Origin of the sequence: Streptomyces sp. V2I9 (assembly GCF_030817475.1) — a bacterium.
Classification (GTDB): domain Bacteria; phylum Actinomycetota; class Actinomycetes; order Streptomycetales; family Streptomycetaceae; genus Streptomyces.
This window is the reverse complement of the sequence record NZ_JAUSZJ010000002.1, coordinates 3,142,052-3,163,942: the sequence shown is the minus strand read 5'-3', so window position 1 is coordinate 3,163,942 and position 21,891 is coordinate 3,142,052. Positions and strand designations below refer to the sequence as shown.

The 21,891-nt window shown below is 73.5% G+C and carries 17 protein-coding genes, 3 tRNA genes and 1 other RNA gene; 11 read left to right on the top strand and 10 right to left on the bottom strand.

Annotation, left to right across the window (positions count from 1 at the left end):
• Nucleotides 1-18 precede the first annotated feature (18 nt).
• From ffs to QFZ71_RS13840, 6 genes are all read left to right on the top strand, one after another.
• Nucleotides 19-115, top strand: an RNA gene (gene ffs, locus QFZ71_RS13865) — signal recognition particle sRNA small type.
• A 167-nt stretch (nucleotides 116-282) separates the two neighbouring features.
• The gene (locus QFZ71_RS13860; RefSeq protein WP_307668532.1) at nucleotides 283-2,604 is read left to right on the top strand and encodes a DNA polymerase III subunit gamma and tau; all 2,322 of its coding nucleotides are present in this window, start codon (nucleotides 283-285) and stop codon (nucleotides 2,602-2,604) included.
• A gap of 294 nt (nucleotides 2,605-2,898) precedes the next feature.
• Nucleotides 2,899-4,149, top strand: coding sequence for a phosphoribosylamine--glycine ligase (gene purD, locus QFZ71_RS13855; RefSeq protein WP_307668531.1), 1,251 nt, complete (start codon nucleotides 2,899-2,901; stop codon nucleotides 4,147-4,149).
• A gap of 358 nt (nucleotides 4,150-4,507) precedes the next feature.
• Entirely contained in the window at nucleotides 4,508-6,271 is a 1,764-nt protein-coding gene (locus QFZ71_RS13850) for a hypothetical protein (protein ID WP_307668530.1), read from the top strand.
• A gap of 350 nt (nucleotides 6,272-6,621) precedes the next feature.
• Nucleotides 6,622-8,076 (top strand): N,N-dimethylformamidase beta subunit family domain-containing protein, encoded by a 1,455-nt coding sequence (locus QFZ71_RS13845; protein ID WP_307668529.1) that lies wholly within the window; start codon nucleotides 6,622-6,624, stop codon nucleotides 8,074-8,076.
• 141 nt (nucleotides 8,077-8,217) lie between these two features.
• Nucleotides 8,218-9,132 (top strand): phosphoribosylaminoimidazolesuccinocarboxamide synthase, encoded by a 915-nt coding sequence (locus QFZ71_RS13840; RefSeq protein WP_307668528.1) that lies wholly within the window; start codon nucleotides 8,218-8,220, stop codon nucleotides 9,130-9,132.
• 106 nt (nucleotides 9,133-9,238) lie between these two features.
• Here the strand turns inward: QFZ71_RS13840 and QFZ71_RS13835 are convergent.
• The 8 genes from QFZ71_RS13835 to QFZ71_RS13800 form a co-directional block, all read right to left on the bottom strand.
• Nucleotides 9,239-9,314, bottom strand: a tRNA-Gly gene (locus QFZ71_RS13835).
• A 23-nt stretch (nucleotides 9,315-9,337) separates the two neighbouring features.
• Nucleotides 9,338-9,958: a response regulator gene (locus QFZ71_RS13830; protein ID WP_307668527.1), complete on the bottom strand. Its 621-nt coding sequence runs from the start codon at nucleotides 9,956-9,958 to the stop codon at nucleotides 9,338-9,340.
• Nucleotides 9,955-11,277: a sensor histidine kinase gene (locus QFZ71_RS13825; RefSeq protein ID WP_373465115.1), complete on the bottom strand. Its 1,323-nt coding sequence runs from the start codon at nucleotides 11,275-11,277 to the stop codon at nucleotides 9,955-9,957. The genes QFZ71_RS13830 and QFZ71_RS13825 overlap by 4 nt, the downstream gene beginning before the upstream one ends.
• A gap of 19 nt (nucleotides 11,278-11,296) precedes the next feature.
• Nucleotides 11,297-12,130 (bottom strand): ABC transporter permease, encoded by an 834-nt coding sequence (locus QFZ71_RS13820; RefSeq protein ID WP_307668525.1) that lies wholly within the window; start codon nucleotides 12,128-12,130, stop codon nucleotides 11,297-11,299.
• Entirely contained in the window at nucleotides 12,127-13,170 is a 1,044-nt protein-coding gene (locus QFZ71_RS13815) for an ABC transporter ATP-binding protein (RefSeq protein WP_307668524.1), read from the bottom strand. Before QFZ71_RS13815 ends, QFZ71_RS13820 begins: the two co-directional genes overlap by 4 nt.
• Before the next feature lie 129 nt (nucleotides 13,171-13,299).
• Nucleotides 13,300-13,372, bottom strand: a tRNA-Gly gene (locus QFZ71_RS13810).
• A gap of 83 nt (nucleotides 13,373-13,455) precedes the next feature.
• Nucleotides 13,456-13,527 (bottom strand) — tRNA-Gly (locus QFZ71_RS13805).
• A 300-nt stretch (nucleotides 13,528-13,827) separates the two neighbouring features.
• Nucleotides 13,828-14,163 (bottom strand): Lsr2 family protein, encoded by a 336-nt coding sequence (locus QFZ71_RS13800; protein WP_307668523.1) that lies wholly within the window; start codon nucleotides 14,161-14,163, stop codon nucleotides 13,828-13,830.
• A 438-nt stretch (nucleotides 14,164-14,601) separates the two neighbouring features.
• On the opposite strand from QFZ71_RS13800, the gene purS reads away from it, so the two are divergent.
• From purS to QFZ71_RS13770, 5 genes are all read left to right on the top strand, one after another.
• Entirely contained in the window at nucleotides 14,602-14,853 is a 252-nt protein-coding gene (gene purS / locus QFZ71_RS13795; RefSeq protein ID WP_003968034.1) for a phosphoribosylformylglycinamidine synthase subunit PurS, read from the top strand.
• The gene (gene purQ, locus QFZ71_RS13790; RefSeq protein ID WP_307668522.1) at nucleotides 14,850-15,530 is read left to right on the top strand and encodes a phosphoribosylformylglycinamidine synthase subunit PurQ; all 681 of its coding nucleotides are present in this window, start codon (nucleotides 14,850-14,852) and stop codon (nucleotides 15,528-15,530) included. Before purS ends, purQ begins: the two co-directional genes overlap by 4 nt.
• Nucleotides 15,527-17,776 (top strand): phosphoribosylformylglycinamidine synthase subunit PurL, encoded by a 2,250-nt coding sequence (gene purL / locus QFZ71_RS13785; RefSeq protein ID WP_307668521.1) that lies wholly within the window; start codon nucleotides 15,527-15,529, stop codon nucleotides 17,774-17,776. The genes purQ and purL overlap by 4 nt, the downstream gene beginning before the upstream one ends.
• A 273-nt stretch (nucleotides 17,777-18,049) precedes the next feature.
• Nucleotides 18,050-18,853, top strand: coding sequence for a maleylpyruvate isomerase family mycothiol-dependent enzyme (locus QFZ71_RS13775; protein WP_307668520.1), 804 nt, complete (start codon nucleotides 18,050-18,052; stop codon nucleotides 18,851-18,853).
• A 61-nt stretch (nucleotides 18,854-18,914) separates the two neighbouring features.
• Complete coding sequence (locus QFZ71_RS13770) at nucleotides 18,915-19,748, top strand: META domain-containing protein (RefSeq protein ID WP_307668519.1); 834 nt, start codon at nucleotides 18,915-18,917, stop codon at nucleotides 19,746-19,748.
• 144 nt (nucleotides 19,749-19,892) lie between these two features.
• Here QFZ71_RS13770 and QFZ71_RS13765 read toward each other — a convergent pair whose 3' ends face one another.
• Nucleotides 19,893-21,341: a sulfatase gene (locus QFZ71_RS13765; protein ID WP_307668518.1), complete on the bottom strand. Its 1,449-nt coding sequence runs from the start codon at nucleotides 21,339-21,341 to the stop codon at nucleotides 19,893-19,895.
• A gap of 203 nt (nucleotides 21,342-21,544) precedes the next feature.
• Entirely contained in the window at nucleotides 21,545-21,637 is a 93-nt protein-coding gene (locus tag QFZ71_RS30460) for a putative leader peptide (RefSeq protein WP_350693465.1), read from the bottom strand.
• Nucleotides 21,638-21,891 lie beyond the last annotated feature (254 nt).

Below are 21,891 nucleotides of genomic sequence, written 5' to 3'. Positions count from 1 at the left end.
GGATCCGCTAAGGTGGGCGTCAGCCCCTCACGTGGCGCTATCTGACTGAACTCCCCCAGGGCCGGAAGGCAGCAAGGGTAGGTCGGCTCTGGCGGGTGCGTGGGGGGCCCTTGCGTTCCGGGGCGCGCCGTTCCTGCGGGTGCGTCGGGCTGACCGGCCGCCGCCGCCCGAGCTGTGCCGGGAGCCCTCGTGCCCCGGTGTTCCCGCGGTTCGCGTCGCACCAGGTGCCCCGTGTGAGCGGTGTGGGGTCGGTTGTCGGTCGGCCCCGATAACCTCGTAGGTGTGTCGTCCCTTGCGCTGTACCGCCGCTACCGCCCCGAGTCGTTCGCCGAGGTCATCGGTCAGGAGCATGTCACTGACCCGCTCCAGCAGGCCCTGCGGAACAACCGGGTCAATCACGCGTACCTGTTCAGCGGCCCGCGTGGCTGTGGAAAGACGACCAGCGCGCGCATCCTCGCCCGCTGCCTGAACTGTGAGCAGGGCCCCACCCCCACCCCGTGCGGGGAGTGCCAGTCCTGCCAGGACCTCGCGCGCAACGGGCCGGGGTCCATCGACGTGATCGAGATCGACGCCGCCTCGCACGGTGGCGTGGACGACGCCCGTGATCTGCGCGAGAAGGCGTTCTTCGGGCCCGCCTCCAGCCGTTACAAGATCTACATCATCGACGAGGCGCACATGGTCACCCCGGCGGGCTTCAACGCCCTGCTGAAGGTGGTCGAGGAGCCGCCGGAGCACCTCAAGTTCATCTTCGCGACGACCGAACCCGAGAAGGTCATCGGGACGATCCGGTCGCGTACGCACCACTATCCGTTCCGGCTCGTCCCGCCGGGCACCCTGCGCAGTTACCTCGCCGATGTGTGCGACCGGGAGAACAGCCCCGTCGAGGACGGCGTCCTCCCGCTCGTCGTGCGCGCCGGGGCCGGGTCCGTGCGTGACTCGATGTCCGTCATGGACCAGTTGCTGGCCGGCGCGGGCGACGACGGTGTGACGTACGCCATGGCCACCTCGCTCCTCGGGTACACCGATGGTTCCCTCCTCGACTCCGTCGTCGACGCCTTCGCCGCCGGCGACGGGGCCGCCGCCTTCGAGGTCGTGGACCGGGTCATCGAAGGCGGCAACGACCCCCGTCGGTTCGTGGCGGATCTCCTGGAGCGGCTGCGCGATCTGGTGATCCTCGCCGCCGTGCCGGACGCGGGGGAGAAGGGGCTCATCGACGCCCCCGCCGATGTCGTCGAGCGCATGCAGGCCCAGGCGTCCGTCTTCGGGGCCGCCGAGCTGAGCCGCGCCGCCGACCTGGTTAACGAAGGGCTCACCGAGATGCGCGGGGCCACCTCGCCGCGCCTCCAGGTGGAGCTGATCTGCGCGCGGGTCCTGCTGCCCGCCGCCTACGACGACGAGCGGTCGCTCCAGGCCCGGCTCGACCGGCTGGAGCGCGGGGCCTCGGCCGCCGCTGCCGGGTCGTTCGCCGCCCCGCCCGCCGCCGCTGCCCCGATGGGGTACGTGCCGGGCCCCGACGCCCATGCGCCGGCCGGGGCTCCCCCGGCCGCCCCCATGGGCCTCGCCGGTCCGGACGCCGCCCGTGCCGCCGTCCGGGGCGAGGCACCCCCGGCGCCCGCCCGGACGCAAGCCCCCGCCGCCTACGCAGCCCCCGCCCCCGCCGCACCACCGCCCGCCGCCCCGGCCCCCGATGCCTACGCCCCGCAGGCCCAGGCCCAGGCCCAGCCTCAGGCCCCCGCGGCCCCCGTGTCCGCCCAGCGGCCGGGGTCCTGGCCCACCCCCGCCGGGGCCGGGGAGCAGGCCCGTCGTCCGGGTGGCTGGCCCACCGCCTCCGCCCCCGGCAGCGGCCCGGCCCCCGCCGCCACCCCGCCCCCGGCCACGGCTCCGGCAGCCTCGCCGCAGGCCCCCGCCGCCCCGCAGGCCGGGCAGGCCGCACCCGACGGCGGCCAGAGCATGGCCCAGGGCGCGGCCCAGGTGCGGAACATGTGGCCCGACATCCTGGAAGCGGTCAAGAACCGCCGCCGCTTCACCTGGATCCTGCTCAGCCAGAACGCCCAGGTCGCCGGGTTCGACGGGACGACCCTCCAGCTCGGCTTCCTCAACGCGGGCGCCCGCGACAACTTCGCCAGCAGCGGCAGCGAGGAGGTCCTCAAGCAGGCCCTCGCCGAGCGCTTCAACGCCCAGTGGCGCATCGAGGCGGTCATCGACCCCTCCGGCGGCGGGGGCGCCCCCGGTCCCGGCGGAGGCGGTGGACGGCCCGCCCCGCAGTACCAGCCCGCCCCGGCGGCCCCCGCCCCCGTCGCGTACGAGCCCCGGCCCCAGCACGCGTCCCAGCAGCAGTCCCCGGCTCCGCAGCAGGGGCAGTACGCGCCCTCGGGCCCCGCGTCGCCCCCCTCCGCGCCGTCGCCGGGTGGCCGGGAGGCCCCGCCCGCCTCCGAATCCTCCTCCGGTTCGTACGCGGCGGAGCCGCCGCGGTCCGTGTCCATCGAGGACGACATCCCGGAGGCCGACGACCCGGACCTCGTCGACTCCGCCCTCTCCGGTCACGAGCTGATCGTCCGCGAGCTGGGCGCCACGGTCGTCGAGGAGTTCACCAACGAGCAGTGACGCGACGGCCGCCGGAGCGGGGGACGGTCGTCCCCCGCTCCGGCGGTTGTTTCAGCGCCGACGGCTGTCCAGGGCCGGCGTCCGTCCACCGGCCGGCGGCTGTCCGCGTGCCCACGGCCGTCCAGGCTCGGCGGCCGTCCATGTGCCGACGGCTGCCCCGAGGCGGCAGCCGTCATGCACGGACGGCGTCATGCACGGACGGCGTCATGCGCGGACGGCGTCACGGGCCGGTCGGGCCGTCCACGGACCGGCGGCCGTCGGGGCTCCTTCCGCCCGGCGGCTAGGCTGCACCCCGTGAAGGTCCTCGTCATCGGCGGCGGCGCCCGCGAACACGCCCTGTGCCGCTCTCTGTCCCTCGACCCCGATGTCACCGCTCTGTACTGCGCCCCCGGCAACGCCGGTATCGCAGAGGTGGCCGAACTGCACCCGGTCGACGCGCTCGACGGTGACGCCGTCGCGCGCCTCGCGGCCGAGCTGGGCGCCGGGCTGGTGGTCGTCGGCCCGGAGGCGCCGCTCGTCGCCGGGGTCGCCGACGCCGTGCGCGCGGCCGGCATCCCCTGCTTCGGCCCCTCCGGCGAAGCCGCGCGGCTGGAAGGCTCCAAGGCGTTCGCCAAGGACGTCATGGCCGGTGCCGGGGTCCCCACCGCCCGTAGCTACGTCTGCACCACCCCCGCCGAGATCGACAAGGCCCTCGACGCGTTCGGTGCCCCGTACGTCGTCAAGGACGACGGCCTCGCGGCCGGCAAGGGCGTCGTCGTCACCGAGGACGTGGATGTGGCCCGCGCCCACGCGCTGGCCTGCGACCGCGTGGTCATCGAGGAGTTCCTCGACGGCCCCGAGGTCAGCCTCTTCGCGATCACCGACGGCGTCACCGTGGTGCCGCTCCAGCCCGCCCAGGACTTCAAGCGCGCCCTGGACGGCGACGAGGGCCCGAACACCGGGGGCATGGGCGCCTACTCCCCGCTCCCCTGGGCCGACCCCGAGCTGGTGGACGAGGTCCTCGCAACCGTCCTCCAGCCCACCGTCGACGAACTGCGCCGCCGGGGCACGCCCTTCTCCGGGCTGCTCTACGCGGGCCTCGCGATCACCTCGCGCGGGGTGCGGGTCATCGAGTTCAACGCCCGCTTCGGCGACCCCGAGACCCAGGTCGTGCTGGCCCGGCTGAAGACCCCGCTGGCCGGCGTCCTGCTCGCCTCCGCCAACGGCACCCTCGACACCTTCCCGCCGCTGGCCTGGCGCGACGACGCCGCCGTCACCGTGGTCATCGCCTCGCACAACTACCCCGGTACCCCGCGCACCGGCGACCCGATCGAGGGGCTCGCCGACGTGGCGGCGCAGGACGGGCCCGACGCGTACGTCCTGCACGCCGGGACCCGCGCCGAGGACGGCGCGGTGGTCAGCGCGGGCGGCCGCGTGCTCTCGGTGACCGCGACCGGCAAGGACCTCACGGCCGCACGCGAACGCGCCTACACCGCGCTCGGCCGCATCCGCCTGGACGGCTCCCAGCACCGTACGGACATCGCCCTCAAGGCGTCCCGGAGCTGACGCGCCCGTACGACGCCCCACCCGGCCGCCCCGCATCCAGGCGCCCCGGCCCCTCCGCCCGCCCTCGCCGTACACCCCGGTGTACGCGGCGGGCGCGAGGGGCTGCCGCGTACAACCCCTCGGGACCCGGAGGACCGGCCGCCGCTTGCCCATCGGCGCGGACACGTCAGCAGCTTTGCCCAAAGCCATTCCATCGGGTGACGACTGGGCCATCCGGATGACGGTCGCCGGAGCCCCAACTAGGGTGCGGCGCAGGCGTTCCGGCACTTGGCCCACCGGCATTGCGATGTCGGTGACGGGTGCCACAGTGGGGGAGTGAGCAACACCGTCGCGGGGCAGAGGGGGGTGACGTCCGGCCGTGTCCGACATCGATGTGGGTGAGGAGCTGGGCGCGCGGGCCGCGCGGGCCCGAGCGCTCTCCCTGCTGCGGATCCGCGGCAGGGCACTGGCCGTGACGATCCTGCCCGCGGCCGTCGCCGTCGTCCTGTTCGCCGCAGACGCGCAGGGGCACCTGGCCGGACCGGCCTGGGACACCGCGCGCCGGGCGGTCCTCGCCGTCGCGGTCGTCGTGCTGCTGGTGACCGTCCTGGTCGCGGTCTCCGTGGCCCGCGCGCGCCCCGCCATGAGCCCGACCGTCCCCGTGTCCGAGGAAGGGGCCCCCGACCTCTACCGACTGGTCCGGGACCTGGCCGACCGGCTCGACGTGCCCGCGCCCTCGGCCATAGCGCTCACCCCCGACTGCGACAGCTGGCTGGAGGACCGCACCCACCGCGCGCTCCGGAAGGGCACGGGGGCCACCGCCGCCGGCACCGCCCCCGTCCTCGTCATCGGTTCGCCGTTCCTGTGGTGGATGCGGGTCGCCGAGCTGCGCGCGGTCCTCGCCCCGGTGGTGGCGGGCACCGGCCCGTCGGCCGACCCCGACATAGCCGCCGCCCGCCGCTTCGTCCGCGGTCTGGACGCCGCGATCGCGGACGCCGCAGCCCCCGGCCGGGGCGCGGTGCGCGGGGCGCCGCTCGCCTTCGCCGGCTGGGTCTCCCGGCTGCTGCTGCGGGCCTGCCGGGAGCACGCCGCCGAGATGGAGCGCTGTGTGGCGGCCGCCGCGTCCACGCGGGCCCGGACGGTCGACCAGGGGCTGCGCGTCACCGCTCAGGAACAGGTCGGCCTCGCCTACGCCGGCTGGGACCGGTTGCTGACGCGGGTGGCGCTGCCCGCCTGGCGGATGGGCCGCTGGCCCTCCCGGCTGGACGCGGGGGTGGTCTCGGCGCTCACCGAGCTGTCCCGCCGGGACCGGCTGGCCGACGGCTTCGCCCTGCGCCTCGGCGAGCGGCCCGCGTGCGACCTGCTGGAGGAGCCCGGTCCGGCGGACGAGGCCGCGTCCCTGCTCGCCGCCCGCCTCTTCCACGGAGGCCCCGCCGAGAGCGGCCCGGACTGGGCGCCGGTGGACTGGCAGCAGTATCCCGACGAGGTCGTCGACCGGAAGTGGCGCAGCGAGGCGGCCCGGCTGCACCGGGTCCTGGACACCCTGGGCGTCACGCGGGCCTCCGAGGCGGACCCGGCCGTCCCGACCCTGGCGCGGGTGATGGAGCATCTGTCCGGTCCCGGCGGGCCGGGCGAAGAGCTGGCGGCGGGCATCGGCGCCGCGGTCGCCCGCGAGGAGGCCGGTCCCGCGGGTACCGGTGGCACCGGCCCCGGCAGCGGCGGAAGCGAACCCTCCGGCGAGGGGTACGGCGGCCGGAGCGGGAGGAGCGCGGCCCCCGGCGGCCAGGGCCAGGGAAGCGGGGCCCCCGGCGGCCAGGGACACGGGGGCGGTGCGGCCGAGGACCCCCTCGACCTCTGGGGGCCGGGCCCGCTCCCCCTCTTCCCGCTCCAGCCCCCGCGTACGGGCACCGAGCTGCTCGCCGACCACGTCACGGCCATGGTCTGCTGCGCGGCCGTGGACACGGCGGGCGCGGCACCCGGCCTGGACTGGCTGGACGGTCCCGCGCTGCTCGTCGGCGGGGAGCGCCGGGCGGACTTCGCGGACCCGGTCCTCAGCCTGGTCGAGGACGGGGACCCGGACCCGCTGCTGTCCTGGCTGGCCGAGGTGGGCGTGCGCGCCGACAAGCCCGTCCGGCTGGTGTGAACACGTACGCCGGACCAGCCGTACGAACAGACGGGCGTATCCCAGGGCCGGGCCGGCGGACGCGCACACCGGAGGCGGACGGGCACGGAGGCCCACCGCGCGCCGGTCCGTCCGGCGTGAACGTGTACGCCGAACAGGTGCCGATCGGGCCCGCGTGAGCGCGTACGCCGGACAGATATGCGGGAACGGACCGGAAGAAACGGTTCCGTTCCCGCCAATTCACGACGAAGGGTGACGGACCGCGTGCGTTATGTGATGTGCTGGGACCGGCGCTGACATTCGGCGCACCAGAGTTGTCCGGGGGACCCCCCTGAGCCGTTCTCGCCGGGGGTCCGAGGGAGGGGCGCGGCATGGGGGCGGAGCAGATTCGCCGGTGGGAGTCGGGTGCCCTCGCGCACGCGGTGAGCGATCCCTTCGGGCAGGGCCCGCTGCCGTGGCTGCGCGGGAGCGAGAACTACTTCGACGACACCGGCCAGGTCGTCCCCTGGTACGCCGACCTCGCCCGCTCCACCGGTGGCGGCACCCGTACCGCCGACGACGTGCGCCGGCAGATCAAGGGCTTCGTCTCACCCGGTGCCGCCGCCCCCGGCGAGGCCATCGACTTCCACATCACGGTGGACCCGCCCCAGCAGTTCTCCGTGGACGTCTACCGGATCGGTCACTACGGCGGCGACGGCGCCTCCAAGATCACCACGAGCCCGCGGCTCTCCGGCATCGTCCAGCCCCCTCCGCTCGCCGCCGACCGGACCGTCTCCTGCCACCACTGGTGGATGTCCTGGCGGCTCCAGATCCCGAGTTACTGGTCGGTCGGCGCGTACGTGGCCGTGCTGACCACCGCCGACGGCCACCGCTCGCACATCCCCTTCACCGTGCGCGACGACCACCCCGCCGATCTGCTGCTCCTGCTCCCCGACATCACCTGGCAGGCGTACAACCTCTACCCGGAGGACGGCCGCACGGGCGCCAGCCTCTACCACGCGTGGGACGAGCGGGGGAGGCTGCTCGGCGAGGAGGACGCCGCCGTCACGATCTCCTTCGACCGCCCCTACGCCGGGGCCGGCCTGCCGCTGCACGTGGGCCACGCGTACGACTTCATCCGGTGGGCCGAGCGGTACGGCTACGACCTGGCCTACGCCGACGCCCGCGACCTGCACGCGGGCCGCGTCGACCCCAGCCGCTACCGGGGCCTGGTCTTCCCCGGCCACGACGAGTACTGGTCGCTGCCGATGCGCCGGGCCGCCGAGCGCGCCCGCGACACCGGCACCTCGCTCGTCTTCCTCTCCGCCAACACCATGTACTGGCAGGTGAGTCTGGCCCCCTCCGCCTCCGGCGAGCCGGACCGCCTGCTGACCTGCCGCAAACGCCGGGGGCCGGGGAAGTCCGCGCTGTGGCGCGAGGTGGACCGGCCCGAGCAGCAGCTCCTGGGCATCCAGTACGCGGGCCGGGTGCCCGATCCCCGCCCGCTGGTGGTGCGCAACGCCGAGCACTGGCTCTGGGAGGCGACGGGCGCGGCCGAGGGCGACGAGATTCCGGGACTGGTGGCCGGCGAGGCCGACCGCTACTTCCCGCGCACCAGCCTGCCCGAGCACGACAGCCGCATCCTGCTCGCCCACTCCCCGTACGAGGACTCCGAGGGCGCCCTCCGCCACCAGGAGACCTCGCTCTACCAGGCTCCCTCCGGCGCCCTCGTCTTCGCCTCCGGCACCTTCGCCTGGTCCCCGGCCCTGGACCGTCCGGGTCACACCGACCGCCGCATCCAGCAGGCCACGGCCAACCTCCTGGACCGGATCTGCAAGAGCGACTGACCGGGGCGCGCACACGGGAGCGGGGACCCGACCGCCGTGTTCCGCACACCCGGCCCGGCGCCCCGCGGGCCCGGCGCGCGCCACGGGCCCCCCGTGCGGGACAATCGGAACCGCTCCTGGATCAAGCTACGCGGAGGAACCGTGTCCGGTTTTGTAGAAAAGCCCGAGCCCGTACAGGTGCCGGGCCTCACCCACCTGCACACCGGCAAGGTGCGTGACCTGTACCGGAACGAGGCGGGCGACCTCGTGATGGTGGCCAGTGACCGCATCTCCGCGTACGACTGGGTCCTGCCCACCGAGATCCCCGACAAGGGCCGCGTCCTGACCCGGCTCTCGCTCTGGTGGTTCGACCAGCTCGCCGACCTGGTGCCCAACCACGTCCTGTCGACCGAGCTGCCCGCGGGCGCCCCGGCCGACTGGGAGGGCCGCACCCTCGTCTGCAAGAGCCTGCGCATGATCGAGGTCGAGTGCGTGGCCCGCGGCTATCTGACCGGCTCCGGGCTCGTCGAGTACGACGCCACCCGTACGGTCTGCGGCATCGGCCTCCCCGAGGGCCTGGTCAACGGGTCCGAGCTGCCCGGCGCGATCTTCACCCCGGCCACCAAGGCGGCCGTCGGCGAGCACGACGAGAACGTCAGCTACGAGGACGTGGCCCGCGAGGTCGGCGTGGAGACGGCCGCCCAGCTGCGGCAGACCACGCTCGACGTCTACCGCCGGGCACGGGACATCGCGCACCAGCGCGGGATCATCCTGGCCGACACCAAGTTCGAGTTCGGCTTCGAGACCGCCGCGGACGGGACCGAGCGGCTGATCATCGCCGACGAGGTGCTGACCCCGGACTCCTCGCGCTTCTGGCCCGCCGCCACCTGGGAGCCCGGTCGCGCGCAGCCCAGCTACGACAAGCAGTTCGTCCGCGACTGGCTGACCTCGCCGGCCTCCGGCTGGGACCGCGCGAGCGAGACGCCGCCGCCGGCGCTGCCGCAGGAGATCGTGGAGGCGACCCGCGCCAAGTACATCGAGGCGTTCGAGGTGCTCACCGGCAGCAACTGGGCGTAAGGACGGTCCCGTTGCCCCTGGCGGGCGCAGGGGTGACGGGACCGCGCTCAGGGCGGAGCGGACATGGAGAAGGCCCCGGACCGAAAGGTCCGGGGCCTTCTCTGCGTGGAGCGGATGACCAGGTTCGAACTGGCGACCTCAACCTTGGCAAGGTTGCGCTCTACCAACTGAGCTACATCCGCAGTGCGCCGCAGCGCGCTGCCCACTATACCCAACCCCGCTCGCGTGCGAGACGCACCGCCGTGTGCCGGTTCTCCGCCCCGATCTTGGAGGCGGCCGAGGAGAGGTAGTTGCGCACGGTGCCCTGGGAGAGCGAGGCGCGCTCCGCGATCTCCGCGACCGGCGCTCCGTCCGCCGCCAGTTCGAGCACCTCGGCTTCCCGCGCGGTCAGCGGCGAGTCCCCGGCGGCGATCGCGTCGGCGGCCAACTCCGGGTCCACGTAACGGTTTCCCGCGTGGATGGTACGGATGATCTCGGCGAGCCGGCGGGCGCTGACGGTCTTCGGGACGAACCCGCGTACGCCGGCGGCCAGGGCCCGCTTGAGATGTCCGGGGCGTCCGTGGCTGGTCACGATCATGGTGCGGCAGTCGGGCAGTCCGGTCCGCAGCGATGTGGCGACCTTCACACCGTCCGCGCCCGGCATCTGGAGGTCCAGGACGGCGACGTCGGGGCGGTGCGCGAGCGCCATCGCCAGCGCCTCGGGGCCGCTCGCGGCCTCCGCCACCACGACGAGGTCCTCCTCCAGGGCGAGCAGTGCGGCCAACGCGCCCCGGATGAGGTGTTCGTCGTCGGCCAGCAGGATCCGCAGGGGCCGGTCGGCGGTCATCGTTCCTCCGGAGAAGCGGGTACGGAAGCGACGGCGGAGGAGGGGGCGGCGCGGCCGTCCGGCCGCGCACGGGACGAGGCTGCCAGCGGCACGGTCGCCGTCACCCGGAAGAGATCGTCCCCGGCCGGTCCCGCGCCGAGCGTCCCGCCGAGCGCTCCGAGCCGTTCGCGCAGCCCGGCCAGGCCCGAACCGCCGCCGTCCGGGCCGCCGGACGAGGCGGCGGCACCGGCCCCGTCGTTCTCGACCTCCAGGACCACCGCGTCCCGTGTCCGCGTGAGCCGGATCCGGCAGTGGCGCGGGTCGCCGTGGCGCAGGACGTTCGTCGCCGTCTCGCGCACCACCCAGCCGAGCGCGGCCTGCACCGCCGCCGGGGCCCCGATCCCGGCCGGCCCGTCCGCGCCCTCGACGCCCACGGAGATCCCGGCCGCCTCCAGCACGCTGCGCGCGCCCATGAGTTCGGTGGGCAGGTCGGCCTCCCGGTAGCCCCGGACGACATCGCGGACCTCCTGCTGGGAGGCGCGGGCGATCCGCTGCACCTCGACCATCTGGTCCACCGCCGCCGGGTTCCCGCGCTGGGCCAGTTCCACGGCCAGCTCGCTCTTCAGCGCGATCACCGACAGGTTCCGGCCGAGCACGTCGTGCATGTCCCGGCCGAACCGCAGCCGCTCCTCCGCCACCGCCAGCCGGGCCTGCATGTCCCGCGCCTCCTCCGCCTGCCACATCGCGGTCAGGCTCCAGGCGCTCGGGCGCGCCGAGACGAGCACCAGCAGGGAGGCGACGAGCAGGGAGAAGGCGGACCCGAACAGCATGCGTCCCGGCGCCCCGACCGCCGCCATCAGTGCCACGGCCACCGCGGCGTAGAGCGCGCAGTGGAGCAGGTACCTGCGGACGGGGACGATGAGCGCGTACGGGGTCGTGAACGCCAGGGGCAGGTCGAGCACGAGCAGGCTCATCCCCGCGTCGTCGACGGCCCCCACCGCCGCGAGGGCCACCACCAGGCCGGTGAGCACCACCAGCGACACGGCGGGGAGCCGCAGCCGCTGCCGGGGGAAGGGCTCGGTGCCCCGGTAGTGGGCGAAGGCGGGGGCCACGTTGCGGTTGCTCAGCACGCACTGGGCGGCGTTCACCGCGAGGAACGCCGCTCCCAGGGACACCGCCGGCGCGCCGCGGCCGAGGGCCTTGCCGAGGGGCAGCAGCCCCCAGGTCACGAGGAAGATCCAGGGGAGTGTGCAGAGCGTGATCCGGGTGTAGAGGTCGATGCGCTGGAGCTTGCTGCGTTCGTGCCAGCCGCGCCGCCAGTCCCGTACCCGAGTGATCACACCCTTCAGCCCCTTCACGTCAGCCGCGCGGGTCCCAGCGGAACCACCGCTGCACAGCAAACACCGCGAACGCGGTCCAGGCCAACGCCACCGCGGCGGCCGTCAGCAGGTCACCGCCCTCCACCCCGCCGAGCCAGCCGTGCTGGACGAGGGTCACCACACCGGTCAGCGGCAGCAGTTCGAGTACCGAGGCGAGCCGGTCCGGGAAGACGTCCAGCGGGACGAAGATCCCGGAGCCGAAGAGCGAGACGAAGTACAGCGGCAACGTGGTGAGCTGCGAGGTCTGGACCGTCCGCGTCAGCGCCGAGGTCGCCGCGGCCAGCGCCGACATCATCACGAGGCCCACCACCAGGCCCGCCAGGAACACCTCGGGCCGCTCCGGGGCCGACAGGTCGAAGGCGATCGCGCCGGCCACGACGAGCAGCACGCACTGCACGAGCGCCAGGGCGATCGAGGGCACGGCGGTGGCGGTCAGGATCTCCCGGTCGGTGATCTCTCCGGTACGCAGCCGCTTGAGGACGAGTTCCTCGCGCCGGGTGACGTAGCCGGTGACCAGGTTCATGTAGACGACCTGGAGGAGGACGACGCCGATGCCGCCGGTGAGGGCCGCGCCCGCGATGGAGAGCCCGGTACCGGACAGGTCGATCTGCCGGAGCGACGCCCGGATCGAGAAGATCATGACGACGGGCAGCACCAGGGCCAGGAAGATCGCCGACCGGTTGCGCAGGAGCAGCACCAGCTCGGCGCGGGCGAGAGCGGTCAGCCGCCGTGCCGACGCGGCGGCCTTCGAGGGCGGTGCGGGGGAGCGGCCGGGGGCCGTGCGGTCGTCCGTGAGGACGGTGGGCGTGGTCATGCCGTCACCTTCTTCGGCTTCGTCTTCGCCGTCCCGTTCCGGACGCCGCCGTCCCCGGCCCCGCGCGGGTCGTCGGCGCGGGAACGCAGTCGGGTGTGGGCGATCCGGAGGAACGCCTCCTCCAGCGAGGCGGAGCGGGCGTCGAGGTCGAGCAGGCGCACGCCCGACTCCCGTGCCCAGCCGAGCAGTTCGTACAGCGCTTCCTGGAGCGCGGGGGTACGGATCTCGATCCGCTGCCCCTCCGCGCCCGCCCGCAGGGAGAGCGGAAGACGCCCGGCCGGTACGTCGTCGGGCAGCGTGAACCGGATGCGCGCGGGCTGCGAGGCGGTGACCTCGGCGGTCGTCCCGGCCGCCACGATCCGGCCCTGGTGCATGATCGCCAGCCGGTCCGCGAGCGCCTCGGCCTCCTCCAGGTAGTGGGTGGTCAGCAGGACGGTCGTGCCGCCGTCGCGGAGCGCCCGGATCAGGTCCCAGGTGTCCCGCCGGCCCTCCGCGTCGAGCCCCGTCGTCGGCTCGTCCAGGAAGAGCACCTCGGGACGCGAGGTCAGGGCGAGCGCCAGGTCCAGACGGCGCTTCTCCCCGCCGGACAGCTGCTTGACCCGCACCCCGGTACGGCTCGTGAGGCCGACCATCTCCAGGGCCTCGGCGGCGGGGCGCGCGCCGGTGGTGCACGCGGACCACATCCGCGCGGTCTCCAGGACGGTGAGGTCGGAGGGGAAGCCGCCCTCCTGGAGCATCACCCCGGTCCGGGGCCGGACGGCGGCGCGTTCGCGGTACGGGTCGTGGCCGAGGATCCGGACCGTCCCGGAGGTCGGGGGCGCCAGTCCCTCCAGGAGTTCCACGGTCGAGGTCTTGCCCGCGCCGTTCGTCCCGAGCAGGGCGAACAGTTCACCGCGGGCCACGGAGAAGGAGATCCCGGACACGGCCTCGAAGCCGTCCTGGTAGCTGCGGCGGAGCCCGTCCGCCGCGATCACCGTCTCCGCGCCGGTCGTGCCCCCGGTCGCGGCCGGTCGGTCGCTGAGCATGTCGTCGCTGGTCATGCCTCAAGGCTTCCGCCGGGCTCGGCCCGCGAGCAGTGCGCGCTGTCATCACTGCTCATGACAAACGTCATGGCGGCATCCGAGAACACGACAAAGGCCCTGATCAGAAGATCAGGGCCTTTGATGCTGAGCGGACGACCAGGTTCGAACTGGCGACCTCAACCTTGGCAAGGTTGCGCTCTACCAACTGAGCTACGTCCGCAGTGCGACCACTCGGCTTTCACCGGTGGAGCGAGCACTACTCTACCTGATCCGACGCGGTGGTCGGTCCGAAGAGTCGTGCAGAGCGGGTGACAGGAATTGCACACTGCGCCTTCCCCCTGGAAGGGGGATGTTCTACTACTGAACTACACCCGCACGCTGCGTGGGATTCGGCTTTGCGGCCTCGCCCCTCGGCGTGTTCCAGACTCTAGCCGACCTGCGGGGGTGTCGCGCAAGTCGGCTCCCGGCGGGGCGCACGCGGCGGGCCTCCGGGCCGGGCCGGCGGAGCGGCGGGCACCCGGCCCGCCGGGCGTCCGGGGCCGCCTGACGGTGCGTCCGACCGGTCGTTCCGCGCTCCGGCCCGCGCCCCCCGCCCGGCGGACGCCCGCCCTCCGCATCCGGCGGGATCTCCGTGCCCGGCACCCGCCCGTCGCCCCCGGCCCGTCGGGCGCGGGGTCACCCGGCCGCCTCGAACGCTTCGTAGACCTTCTTCGGGATGCGGCCGCGGGCCGGCACCTCCATCCGGTGCGAGCGGGCCCAGGCGCGGACGGCCGCCGGGTCCGGGGCGAGGGAGGTGTGCCGGTAGGACGTGGGCTTCCGGCCGTGCTTGCCGGCATGTGTCTGCTTCCGGGCGGCGGCCACGTAGGGCGCCAGGGTCTTCCGGAGTTTTCTGGCGTTGGCGGGATTGAGGTCGATCTCGTACGTCTTCCCGTCCAGGGCGAAGAGCACCGTTTCCGCCGCCTCTCCCCCGTCGATGTCGTCGGAGAGTGTCACCACTACGCGCTGAGCCACGGATATCGGTCCTTTCCTACGGCACCGGCGCGTGTCGCGTGCGCGGATGCCGGCCTTCCGGCTGCCAGGCGGGCGGATGCGGATCGACGCGGTGTCGACTGGTCCGTTGTTCCCGGTGTTCCGTTGTCGTAACGGGGCAATAATGCTTTCCCCGTAATCATTTGTACAGCGGTGGGTACCGCATGGTGAAGCCCGGTCAATTACCTCCGCGTGTCCGTGTGCAATCCGTGGACAAACGGCGCGAGTTTTTTCCGGACCTTTTCCCTGCGGTGTCGCGGCCGATATCCGGATGTGATCCGCGGAACGTGTCCGCCGGGTCGCCCCTGTCCGATATCTACCCGCGTAGAAATTTTGGGCAGGTACGCTGAGTGGACCCGCGGGGGTCTGGGGAACCCCCCGGAGAGACAGCCGCACCACACCACCACACCGGGAGTGCCAGTGGCACGCGTCGTAGTCGACGTCATGCTCAAGCCCGAGATCCTCGACCCGCAGGGACAGGCGGTGCAGCGCGCACTGCCCCGTCTCGGCTTCGAGGGAATCGCGGACGTTCGTCAGGGAAAGCGTTTCGAGCTGGAGGTCGAGGGGCCGGTCGACGACGCCGCCCTCGCCCGCATTAACGAGCTGGCCGAGACGTTCCTCGCCAACACCGTCATCGAGGACTTCGTCGTGAAGGTGGAGGAGGAGAAGTGACCACCCGTATCGGCGTCGTCACTTTTCCCGGCACCCTCGACGATCAGGACGCCCTGCGCGCCGTCCGGATCGCGGGCGCCGAGCCCGTATCCCTGTGGCACCGCGACAAGGATCTCCACCAGGTCGACGCGGTCGTGCTGGCCGGCGGTTTCTCGTACGGCGACTACCTCCGCGCCGGAGCGATTTCCCGCTTCTCGCCGGTCATGGAAACCCTCATCGAGCAGGCGAAGGCCGGGATGCCGGTCCTCGGCATCTGCAACGGGTTCCAGATCCTGACCGAGGCGCACCTGCTGCCCGGCGCCATGCTGCGCAACAACCACCTCCACTTCATCTGCCGCGACCAGAGCCTGCGGGTGGAGAACGCGGAGACCGCCTGGACCTCGGACTACAGCGCCGGCCAGGAGATCAGGGTCCCGCTCAAGAACATGGACGGCCGGTACACCGCCGACGAGCGCACGCTCGACGAGCTGGAGGCCGAGGGCCGCGTCGCCTTCCGCTACCTGGACGGCAACCCCAACGGCTCGCTCCGCGACATCGCGGGCATCACCAACGCCGCGGGCAACATCGTCGGCCTGATGCCGCACCCGGAGCACGCCGTGGAGCCGCTCATCGGCACCGGCCGCACCGACGGCCTCGGTTTCTTCACCTCGATCATCAAGAAGCTGGTCAACGCATGAGCCTGGATACGGTCAAGCACGCGGCCGAGACCCCGGACGCCGAGCAGCCCTGGAAGGAACTCGGCCTCAAGGAGGACGAGTACGCCCGGATCCGCGAGATCCTGGGCCGCCGTCCCACCGGCGCCGAGCTCGCCATGTACTCGGTGATGTGGTCGGAGCACTGCTCGTACAAGAGCAGCAAGGTCCACCTCAAGCAGTTCGGCGAGAAGGTCCCCGCCAACGACGCCATGCTCGTCGGCATCGGCGAGAACGCCGGCGTCGTCGACGTCGGCCAGGGGTACGCGGTCACCTTCAAGGTCGAGTCGCACAACCACCCGTCGTACATCGAGCCCTACCAGGGCGCGGCCACCGGCATCGGCGGCATCGTCCGCGACATCCTCGCGATGGGCGCACGCCCGGTCGCGGTCGTGGACCCGCTGCGCTTCGGCGCGGCCGACCACCCCGACACCAAGCGCGTCCTGCCGGGCGTCGTCGCGGGCATCGGCGGCTACGGCAACTGCCTGGGCCTGCCCAACATCGGCGGCGAGGTCGTCTTCGACTCCTGCTACCAGGGCAACCCGCTGGTCAACGCCGGCTGCATCGGCGTGATGAAGCACGAGGACATCCACCTCGCGCAGGCGTCGGGCCCCGGCAACAAGGTCATCCTTTACGGCGCCCGCACCGGCGGCGACGGCATCGGCGGCGTCTCCGTGCTGGCCTCGGAGACCTTCGAGTCCACCGGCCCGGCCAAGCGCCCCGCCGTCCAGGTCGGCGACCCGTTCCAGGAGAAGCTCCTCATCGAGTGCACCCTGGAGATCTTCCAGGAGAAGCTCGTCGCGGGCATCCAGGACCTCGGCGGCGCCGGGCTCTCCTGCGCCACCAGCGAGCTGGCCTCCGCCGGGTCCGGCGGCATGCGCGTCGAGCTGGACACCGTGCCGCTGCGCGACTCCTCGCTCTCGCCCGAGGAGATCCTCATGAGCGAGTCGCAGGAGCGCATGTGCGCGATCGTCGAGCCGCAGCACGTGGACCGCTTCCTGGAGATCTGCGAGAAGTGGGACGTCATCGCCACCGTCATCGGTGAGGTGACCGACGGCTCCCAGCTGGAGATCTTCTGGCACGGCGAGCAGATCGTGGACGTACCCCCGCGCTCGGTCGCCCACGACGGCCCGGTCTACCAGCGCCCGTTCGCCCGCCCGTCCTGGCAGGACGCGCTCCAGGCGGACGACGCGGGCAAGCTCGCCCGCCCGGCGAACGCCGCCGAGCTGCGCGAGCAGGTCCTCCAGCTGGTCGCCTCCCCGAACCAGGCGTCCAAGGCGTGGATCACCGACCAGTACGACCGCTTCGTCCAGGGCAACACCGTGCTCGCGATGGGCGAGGACGCGGGCATGGTCCGCATCGACGCCGAGACGAACCTGGGCGTGGCGCTGGCGACCGACGGCAACGGCCGGTACGCCAAGCTCGACCCGTACACCGGCGCGCAGCTCGCGCTGGCGGAGTCGTACCGCAACGTGGCCGCCTCCGGCGCCCGGCCGCTGGCCATCTCGGACTGCCTGAACTTCGGTTCGCCCGAGGACCCGGACGTCATGTGGCAGTTCGCGGAGGCCACGCGCGGCCTCGCGGACGGCTGCCTGGAGCTGGGCACCCCGGTCACCGGCGGCAACGTCTCGCTGTACAACCAGACCGGTGAGACGGCGATCCACCCCACGCCGGTCGTGGCCGTGCTCGGTGTGATCGACGACGTCAACCGGCGTACGCCGGTCGCGTTCGCGGAAGAGGGCCAGCTCCTCTACCTGCTGGGCGACACGGCTGAGGAGTTCGGCGGCTCGGCCTGGTCCGAGGTCGTCCACCAGCACCTCGGCGGCCTGCCGCCGAAGGTGGACCTGGCCCGTGAGAAGCTGCTCGCCGACATCCTCATCTCGGCCTCGCGCGACGGCATGATCGACGCCGCGCACGACCTGAGCGACGGCGGTCTGATCCAGGCCGTCACCGAGTCCTGCCTGCGCGGCGGGAACGGCGCCCGGCTGGTCGTGCCGGACGGCCTGGACGCGTTCACGTTCCTGTTCTCCGAGTCGGCGGGGCGCGCGGTCGTCGCGGTCCCGCGCAGCGAGGAGCTGCGCTTCACCGACATGTGCGGCGCGCGTGGTCTGCCCGTCGCCCGCATCGGTGTCGTGGACGGCGAGGAGATCGAGATCCAGGGCGAGTTCAGCATCCCGCTGAGCGAGCTGCGTACGGCGCACGAGGCGACGATCCCCGCGCTGCTCGCCTGAGCCGCGCGCCGGGCGGCGTCACCGATCGGCGTTCTCGAAACCCCCGTCCGGGGCCTCCGGGCGGGGGTTTCGCCTTTGCGCGCCGTGGCCCCGGTCGAGGCCGGCCCGCCGGTCACCGGACGGTGGACGGCCCGGGTCGCGACGACGCGCGGGGCGTCCCGTTCATCTGGCGGGGCGTCGGAGTGCCCGCGAGCGGCGGGACGTTCACCGCCGGGGAGCGGGCCGCAGGAGCCTGAGGATGCGTTGTCGGTGGGGCGGGCTACCCTCGGCCCCATGCCTCCGGCCAAGAAGCGCCCGCGCGCCTACGACTACCTCAGGACCCGCACCGCGGTCCTCGCCCAGTTCGGCCATGTGCGCGACGCCGTCGCCGTGTTGACGCCGGAGCAGCTCGCCGCGCCGACCCGGCTCGGCGACTGGACGGTGCGCGAGCTGGCCGCCCACGTCGCCATGGGCATGAGCAGCGTCGCCCGCTCCCTGGCGCTGCCGGAGCCGCCCGGCGCCAAGCCCGGCCTCGTCCTGGTGGAGTGGCCGGCGGCCACCGCCGCGTACGCCGCCCCGATCTCCGAGGACGTCGTGGAGCTGGCGGCCGGCAGCCCCGATCTCGTCGCCCTGTACGCGGAGGCGGAGGCGGGCTTCGCGGCGGCGGTCCCCGCCACCGGCACGGGGGAGCGGCTGCTGGCCACGCGGGTCGGGTCCATGCGGCTGGTCGACTACCTGGTCACCCGGACCGTCGAGCTGACCGTCCACACGGACGACCTGAACGCGGCCCTCGGGCTGGAGGTGCCGTACGACCGCCAGGCGCTGGCCGCCTGCACCCGGCTGCTGGCGGACGCCCTCGCGGACCGGGCCCCCGGCGGCTCGGTCGAGGTGCGCGTGCCGCCGTTCGCGGTGGTCCAGTGCATCGGCGGCCCCAAGCACACCCGCGGCACCCCGCCCAACGTGGTGGAGACCGCCCCGCTGACCTGGCTGCGGCTCGCCACCGGGCGTACGGAATGGGCGCGGGCCCTCGCGGACGCCGAGGTCGGCGCCAGCGGGGAGCGCGCCGATCTGGCCGCCCTGCTGCCCCTGATGGGGTGAGACACCCGCCCGGCGGCGGGGCGTACGGAACCGGATCGGGACCCCGCTCCGTCCCATCGCCATGCGCACACAACGGATGACCCTCAGCGTCAGTGTTCTGGCCCTCCTCACGCTCGCCGCCTGCGGCACGGTGTCGGATTCCGACTCCGGCGGCGGCGACACCGTGCAGAGCGACGTTCCCGTCACCGGCGTCGCGTGGAGCGTCGACTCGGTGACCGTCGACGGGAAGACGACCGAGGCCCCGGCGGGGGCCCGCATGGAGATCGACCCGAAGGGCCGCGCCACGGCCGACTTCGGCTGCAACGAGATCGGTGTGGACGCCCGCGTGGAGGGCGACCGGATCACCTTCGGCAAGCCCGTCACCACGCAGATGGCGTGCGGCGAGGACATCGAGAAGTTCGAGAAGGCCGCCATCGACGCGATGGGCGGCGAACTCACCGCGAAGCTCTCCGGCAAGAAGCTGACCCTCGCGCGGCAGGGCGGCGCGACCATGGAGCTCAGCGAGGAGAAGGCGGCCGATCCGGTCGGCACCCGGTGGACGGTGACCACCCTGCTCGACGGCGAGACGGCCACCACGGTGCCGGCGGACCTCCCCGAGGAGCGGGCGCCCCACCTGACCTTCGGCGAGGATGGCACCGTACGGGGCAACGCCGGCTGCAACTCCTTCAGCGGCAAGGCCACGGTGAAGGACTCCACGATCACCTTCGGCCGGATCATGAGCACCCGGAAGATGTGCCCGGAGGCCGAGATGGAGGTGGAGAACGCCGTGCTCACGGCCCTCGGCGGCCCGGCGACGTACACGGTCGAGGGCAGCACGCTCACCCTCCACGGAAAGGGCGGCCGGGGCATCGGCGCCACGGCCGCGCCCGCCGGGACCGGCTCCCGGCACGGATGACCCGCAGGACGCGGCCGGGGCGGGGCCCGCGGCGGATGCGGGGCGCGTGCCGCAGGACCTGCCGAGCCGGTGCGCGCCCGCGGCAGCCCCGGCGGTCAGGGGCTGACCGGCCGGGGCGGGCCGCCCGGCACCGCTGACGGCGGGTCAGGAGGCCGGGGGATAGGGGAGCAGGCCGGAGTCGGTCCTCTCCCAGGACGCCCGCAGCCCGGCCAGCCGCTCCGGGTCGGCCTTCGCGCGGTCGGCCTGCTCGCGCCGGTCCTCGGCCAGGTTGAACAGCTGGTCGGCCCCGCTCCTTCCCCGGTAGTACTTCCAGTCGCCGCGCCGCAGTGCCCGCTCGCCGCGCACCCGCCAGAACAGGTCGCGCTCCTTCGGCGTCTCACCCCGCAGCAGATACCCCGCGAGGCTGACGCCGTCCAGAGGGTGGGCGGGGTCCGGTCGTGCCCCGCCCAGCTCCAGCAGGGTGGCCGTCCAGTCGGGGGAGAACACCGGGAGGTCGCTGACCTGGTGTCCCTCGATGCGCGCGGGCCAGCGCAGGATCGAGGGGACGCGGATGCCGCCCTCCTGGAGCGAGCCCTTGCTGCCGGCGAGCGGCCAGGTGTAGGAGAACCGCTCGCCGCCGTTGTCGCTGGCGAAGAAGACCAGGGTGTCCTTCTCCTGCCCCGATCGCTTCAGCGCCTTCAGCACCTCGCCGACCGAGCGGTCCAGGTCCTCGACCATCTCCGTGTACTTCTCGACCGAGCCGCCGTCGGCGTGCCGGAGGGCGGACCGGTCGCCGGCCTTGATCCGGCGGACGATCGCGGCGCTCGCCCCGGTGTCGCCGTCGGCGATCCAGGGCCAGTGCGGGGTGGTGAAGTTCAGGTTGAGCAGCCACGGCCTGCCGTCGTGGTCACGCTGTACGTACTCGCTCGCGCGCTCCGTGAGGATCCGGGTGTAGTACCGCAGGTCCTTGTACTCGGCGTCGCCCTCGTACAGGTCGTACTCGCCCGCCAGGCCGAGCTTGGAGTAGTACTCCAGAGCCCCGCCGAAGTTGCCGAAGAACGCGTCGTACCCCGACTTCGTCGGGCTGTGGTCCGGCAGGTAGCCGCAGTGCCACTTGCCGATCAGCGCGGTCGCGTAGCCGACGCCGCGCAGCAGCGAGGCCAGCGTCGGATGGGTGGGCTCCAGCCCCACCGAACGGTCGGCGATGGGCTCGGCGAGCCCGCCCCTCGTACGCCCCGGATAGCGCCCCGTGTAGAGGCTGAACCGGGTCGGGGAGCAGGTCGCCGAGCCGGAGTACGCGTCGGTGAAGCGCACGCCCTGCCGTGCCAGCCTGTCCAGGTGGGGTGTGCGGATGTGCGGAGACCCGTAGGACGAGAGGTCCGCCCATCCGAGGTCGTCGCCGAGGATGAAGAGGATGTTGGGGCGGCGCGCGTGCTTGCCGCGGGCGGCACGGAACGGGCGTTCCCGTGGCACGGCGGCGGCCGTTCCGGCGGCGGATGCCGGGGCGGCCCCCGGTATCCCGGCCGCGGTGACGGCGCTCGCACCGACGGCGGTGGTGAAGGCGCGCCGGGTCAGCGGCGTACCGGATCGTGCGTACGCATCGTGAGAGGTCATGAGGGCTCCTGGGCGGGCCTCGGGCACCGGTCGGAGGGCGGGGCGCGAGGCGGTGGGCGCGACGTCCCGGCGGGCCGGGGGCCCGCGGACGGACGCACCCGTCCGCAGGGGACGGAAGAGGGAGAGGCGGAGGGAGGCACGCGTGCGCGCAGGCCGAAGCCTCGGGGCGGAGGCCCTGCGGGGGTCCGGGAGGTGCGGCTGCCTCAGGCGCGGCGACAGATGGCGCTCGCTACACGTCCCAGATCGACGTGCCGGCGCACCACGAGCGTGATCGAAAGATCACCGAGGGGCTGCATGGGGGAGGAGCCTGCCAACGGGGCATGGGCCTGTCAATGGCGGTCTCGGACTGCGGACGGTGGCCCTCGCCTCCACGGCCCGCGCCGCTCACCCGGAGCCCGGAGGTGTGAGGCTCACCACGCGACGAGCGTTCGGCCGGCAGCCGGGGCGGAGTCCGGGCAGGCTCACCGAGCGCCACGACCGCCCCTCCGCCCCAGCTATCCGCTACCGATCGGTAACCGACCCTCCGGCCCGGAAGTGAGCCCCGCGGCCG

What these genes read in the sequence shown, in the direction of transcription:
- purL (WP_307668521.1), top strand. Translation starts at nt 15,527, where the DNA reads ATGAGCCTGGATACGGTCAAGCACGCGGCCGAGACCCCGGACGCCGAG.
- QFZ71_RS13815 (WP_307668524.1), bottom strand. Translation starts at nt 13,170, where the DNA reads ATGACCAGCGACGACATGCTCAGCGACCGACCGGCCGCGACCGGGGGC.
- QFZ71_RS13765 (WP_307668518.1), bottom strand. Translation starts at nt 21,341, where the DNA reads ATGACCTCTCACGATGCGTACGCACGATCCGGTACGCCGCTGACCCGG.
- QFZ71_RS13820 (WP_307668525.1), bottom strand. Translation starts at nt 12,130, where the DNA reads ATGACCACGCCCACCGTCCTCACGGACGACCGCACGGCCCCCGGCCGC.
- QFZ71_RS30460 (WP_350693465.1), bottom strand. Translation starts at nt 21,637, where the DNA reads ATGCAGCCCCTCGGTGATCTTTCGATCACGCTCGTGGTGCGCCGGCAC.
- QFZ71_RS13770 (WP_307668519.1), top strand. Translation starts at nt 18,915, where the DNA reads ATGCGCACACAACGGATGACCCTCAGCGTCAGTGTTCTGGCCCTCCTC.
- QFZ71_RS13775 (WP_307668520.1), top strand. Translation starts at nt 18,050, where the DNA reads ATGCCTCCGGCCAAGAAGCGCCCGCGCGCCTACGACTACCTCAGGACC.
- QFZ71_RS13830 (WP_307668527.1), bottom strand. Translation starts at nt 9,958, where the DNA reads ATGACCGCCGACCGGCCCCTGCGGATCCTGCTGGCCGACGACGAACAC.
- QFZ71_RS13845 (WP_307668529.1), top strand. Translation starts at nt 6,622, where the DNA reads ATGGGGGCGGAGCAGATTCGCCGGTGGGAGTCGGGTGCCCTCGCGCAC.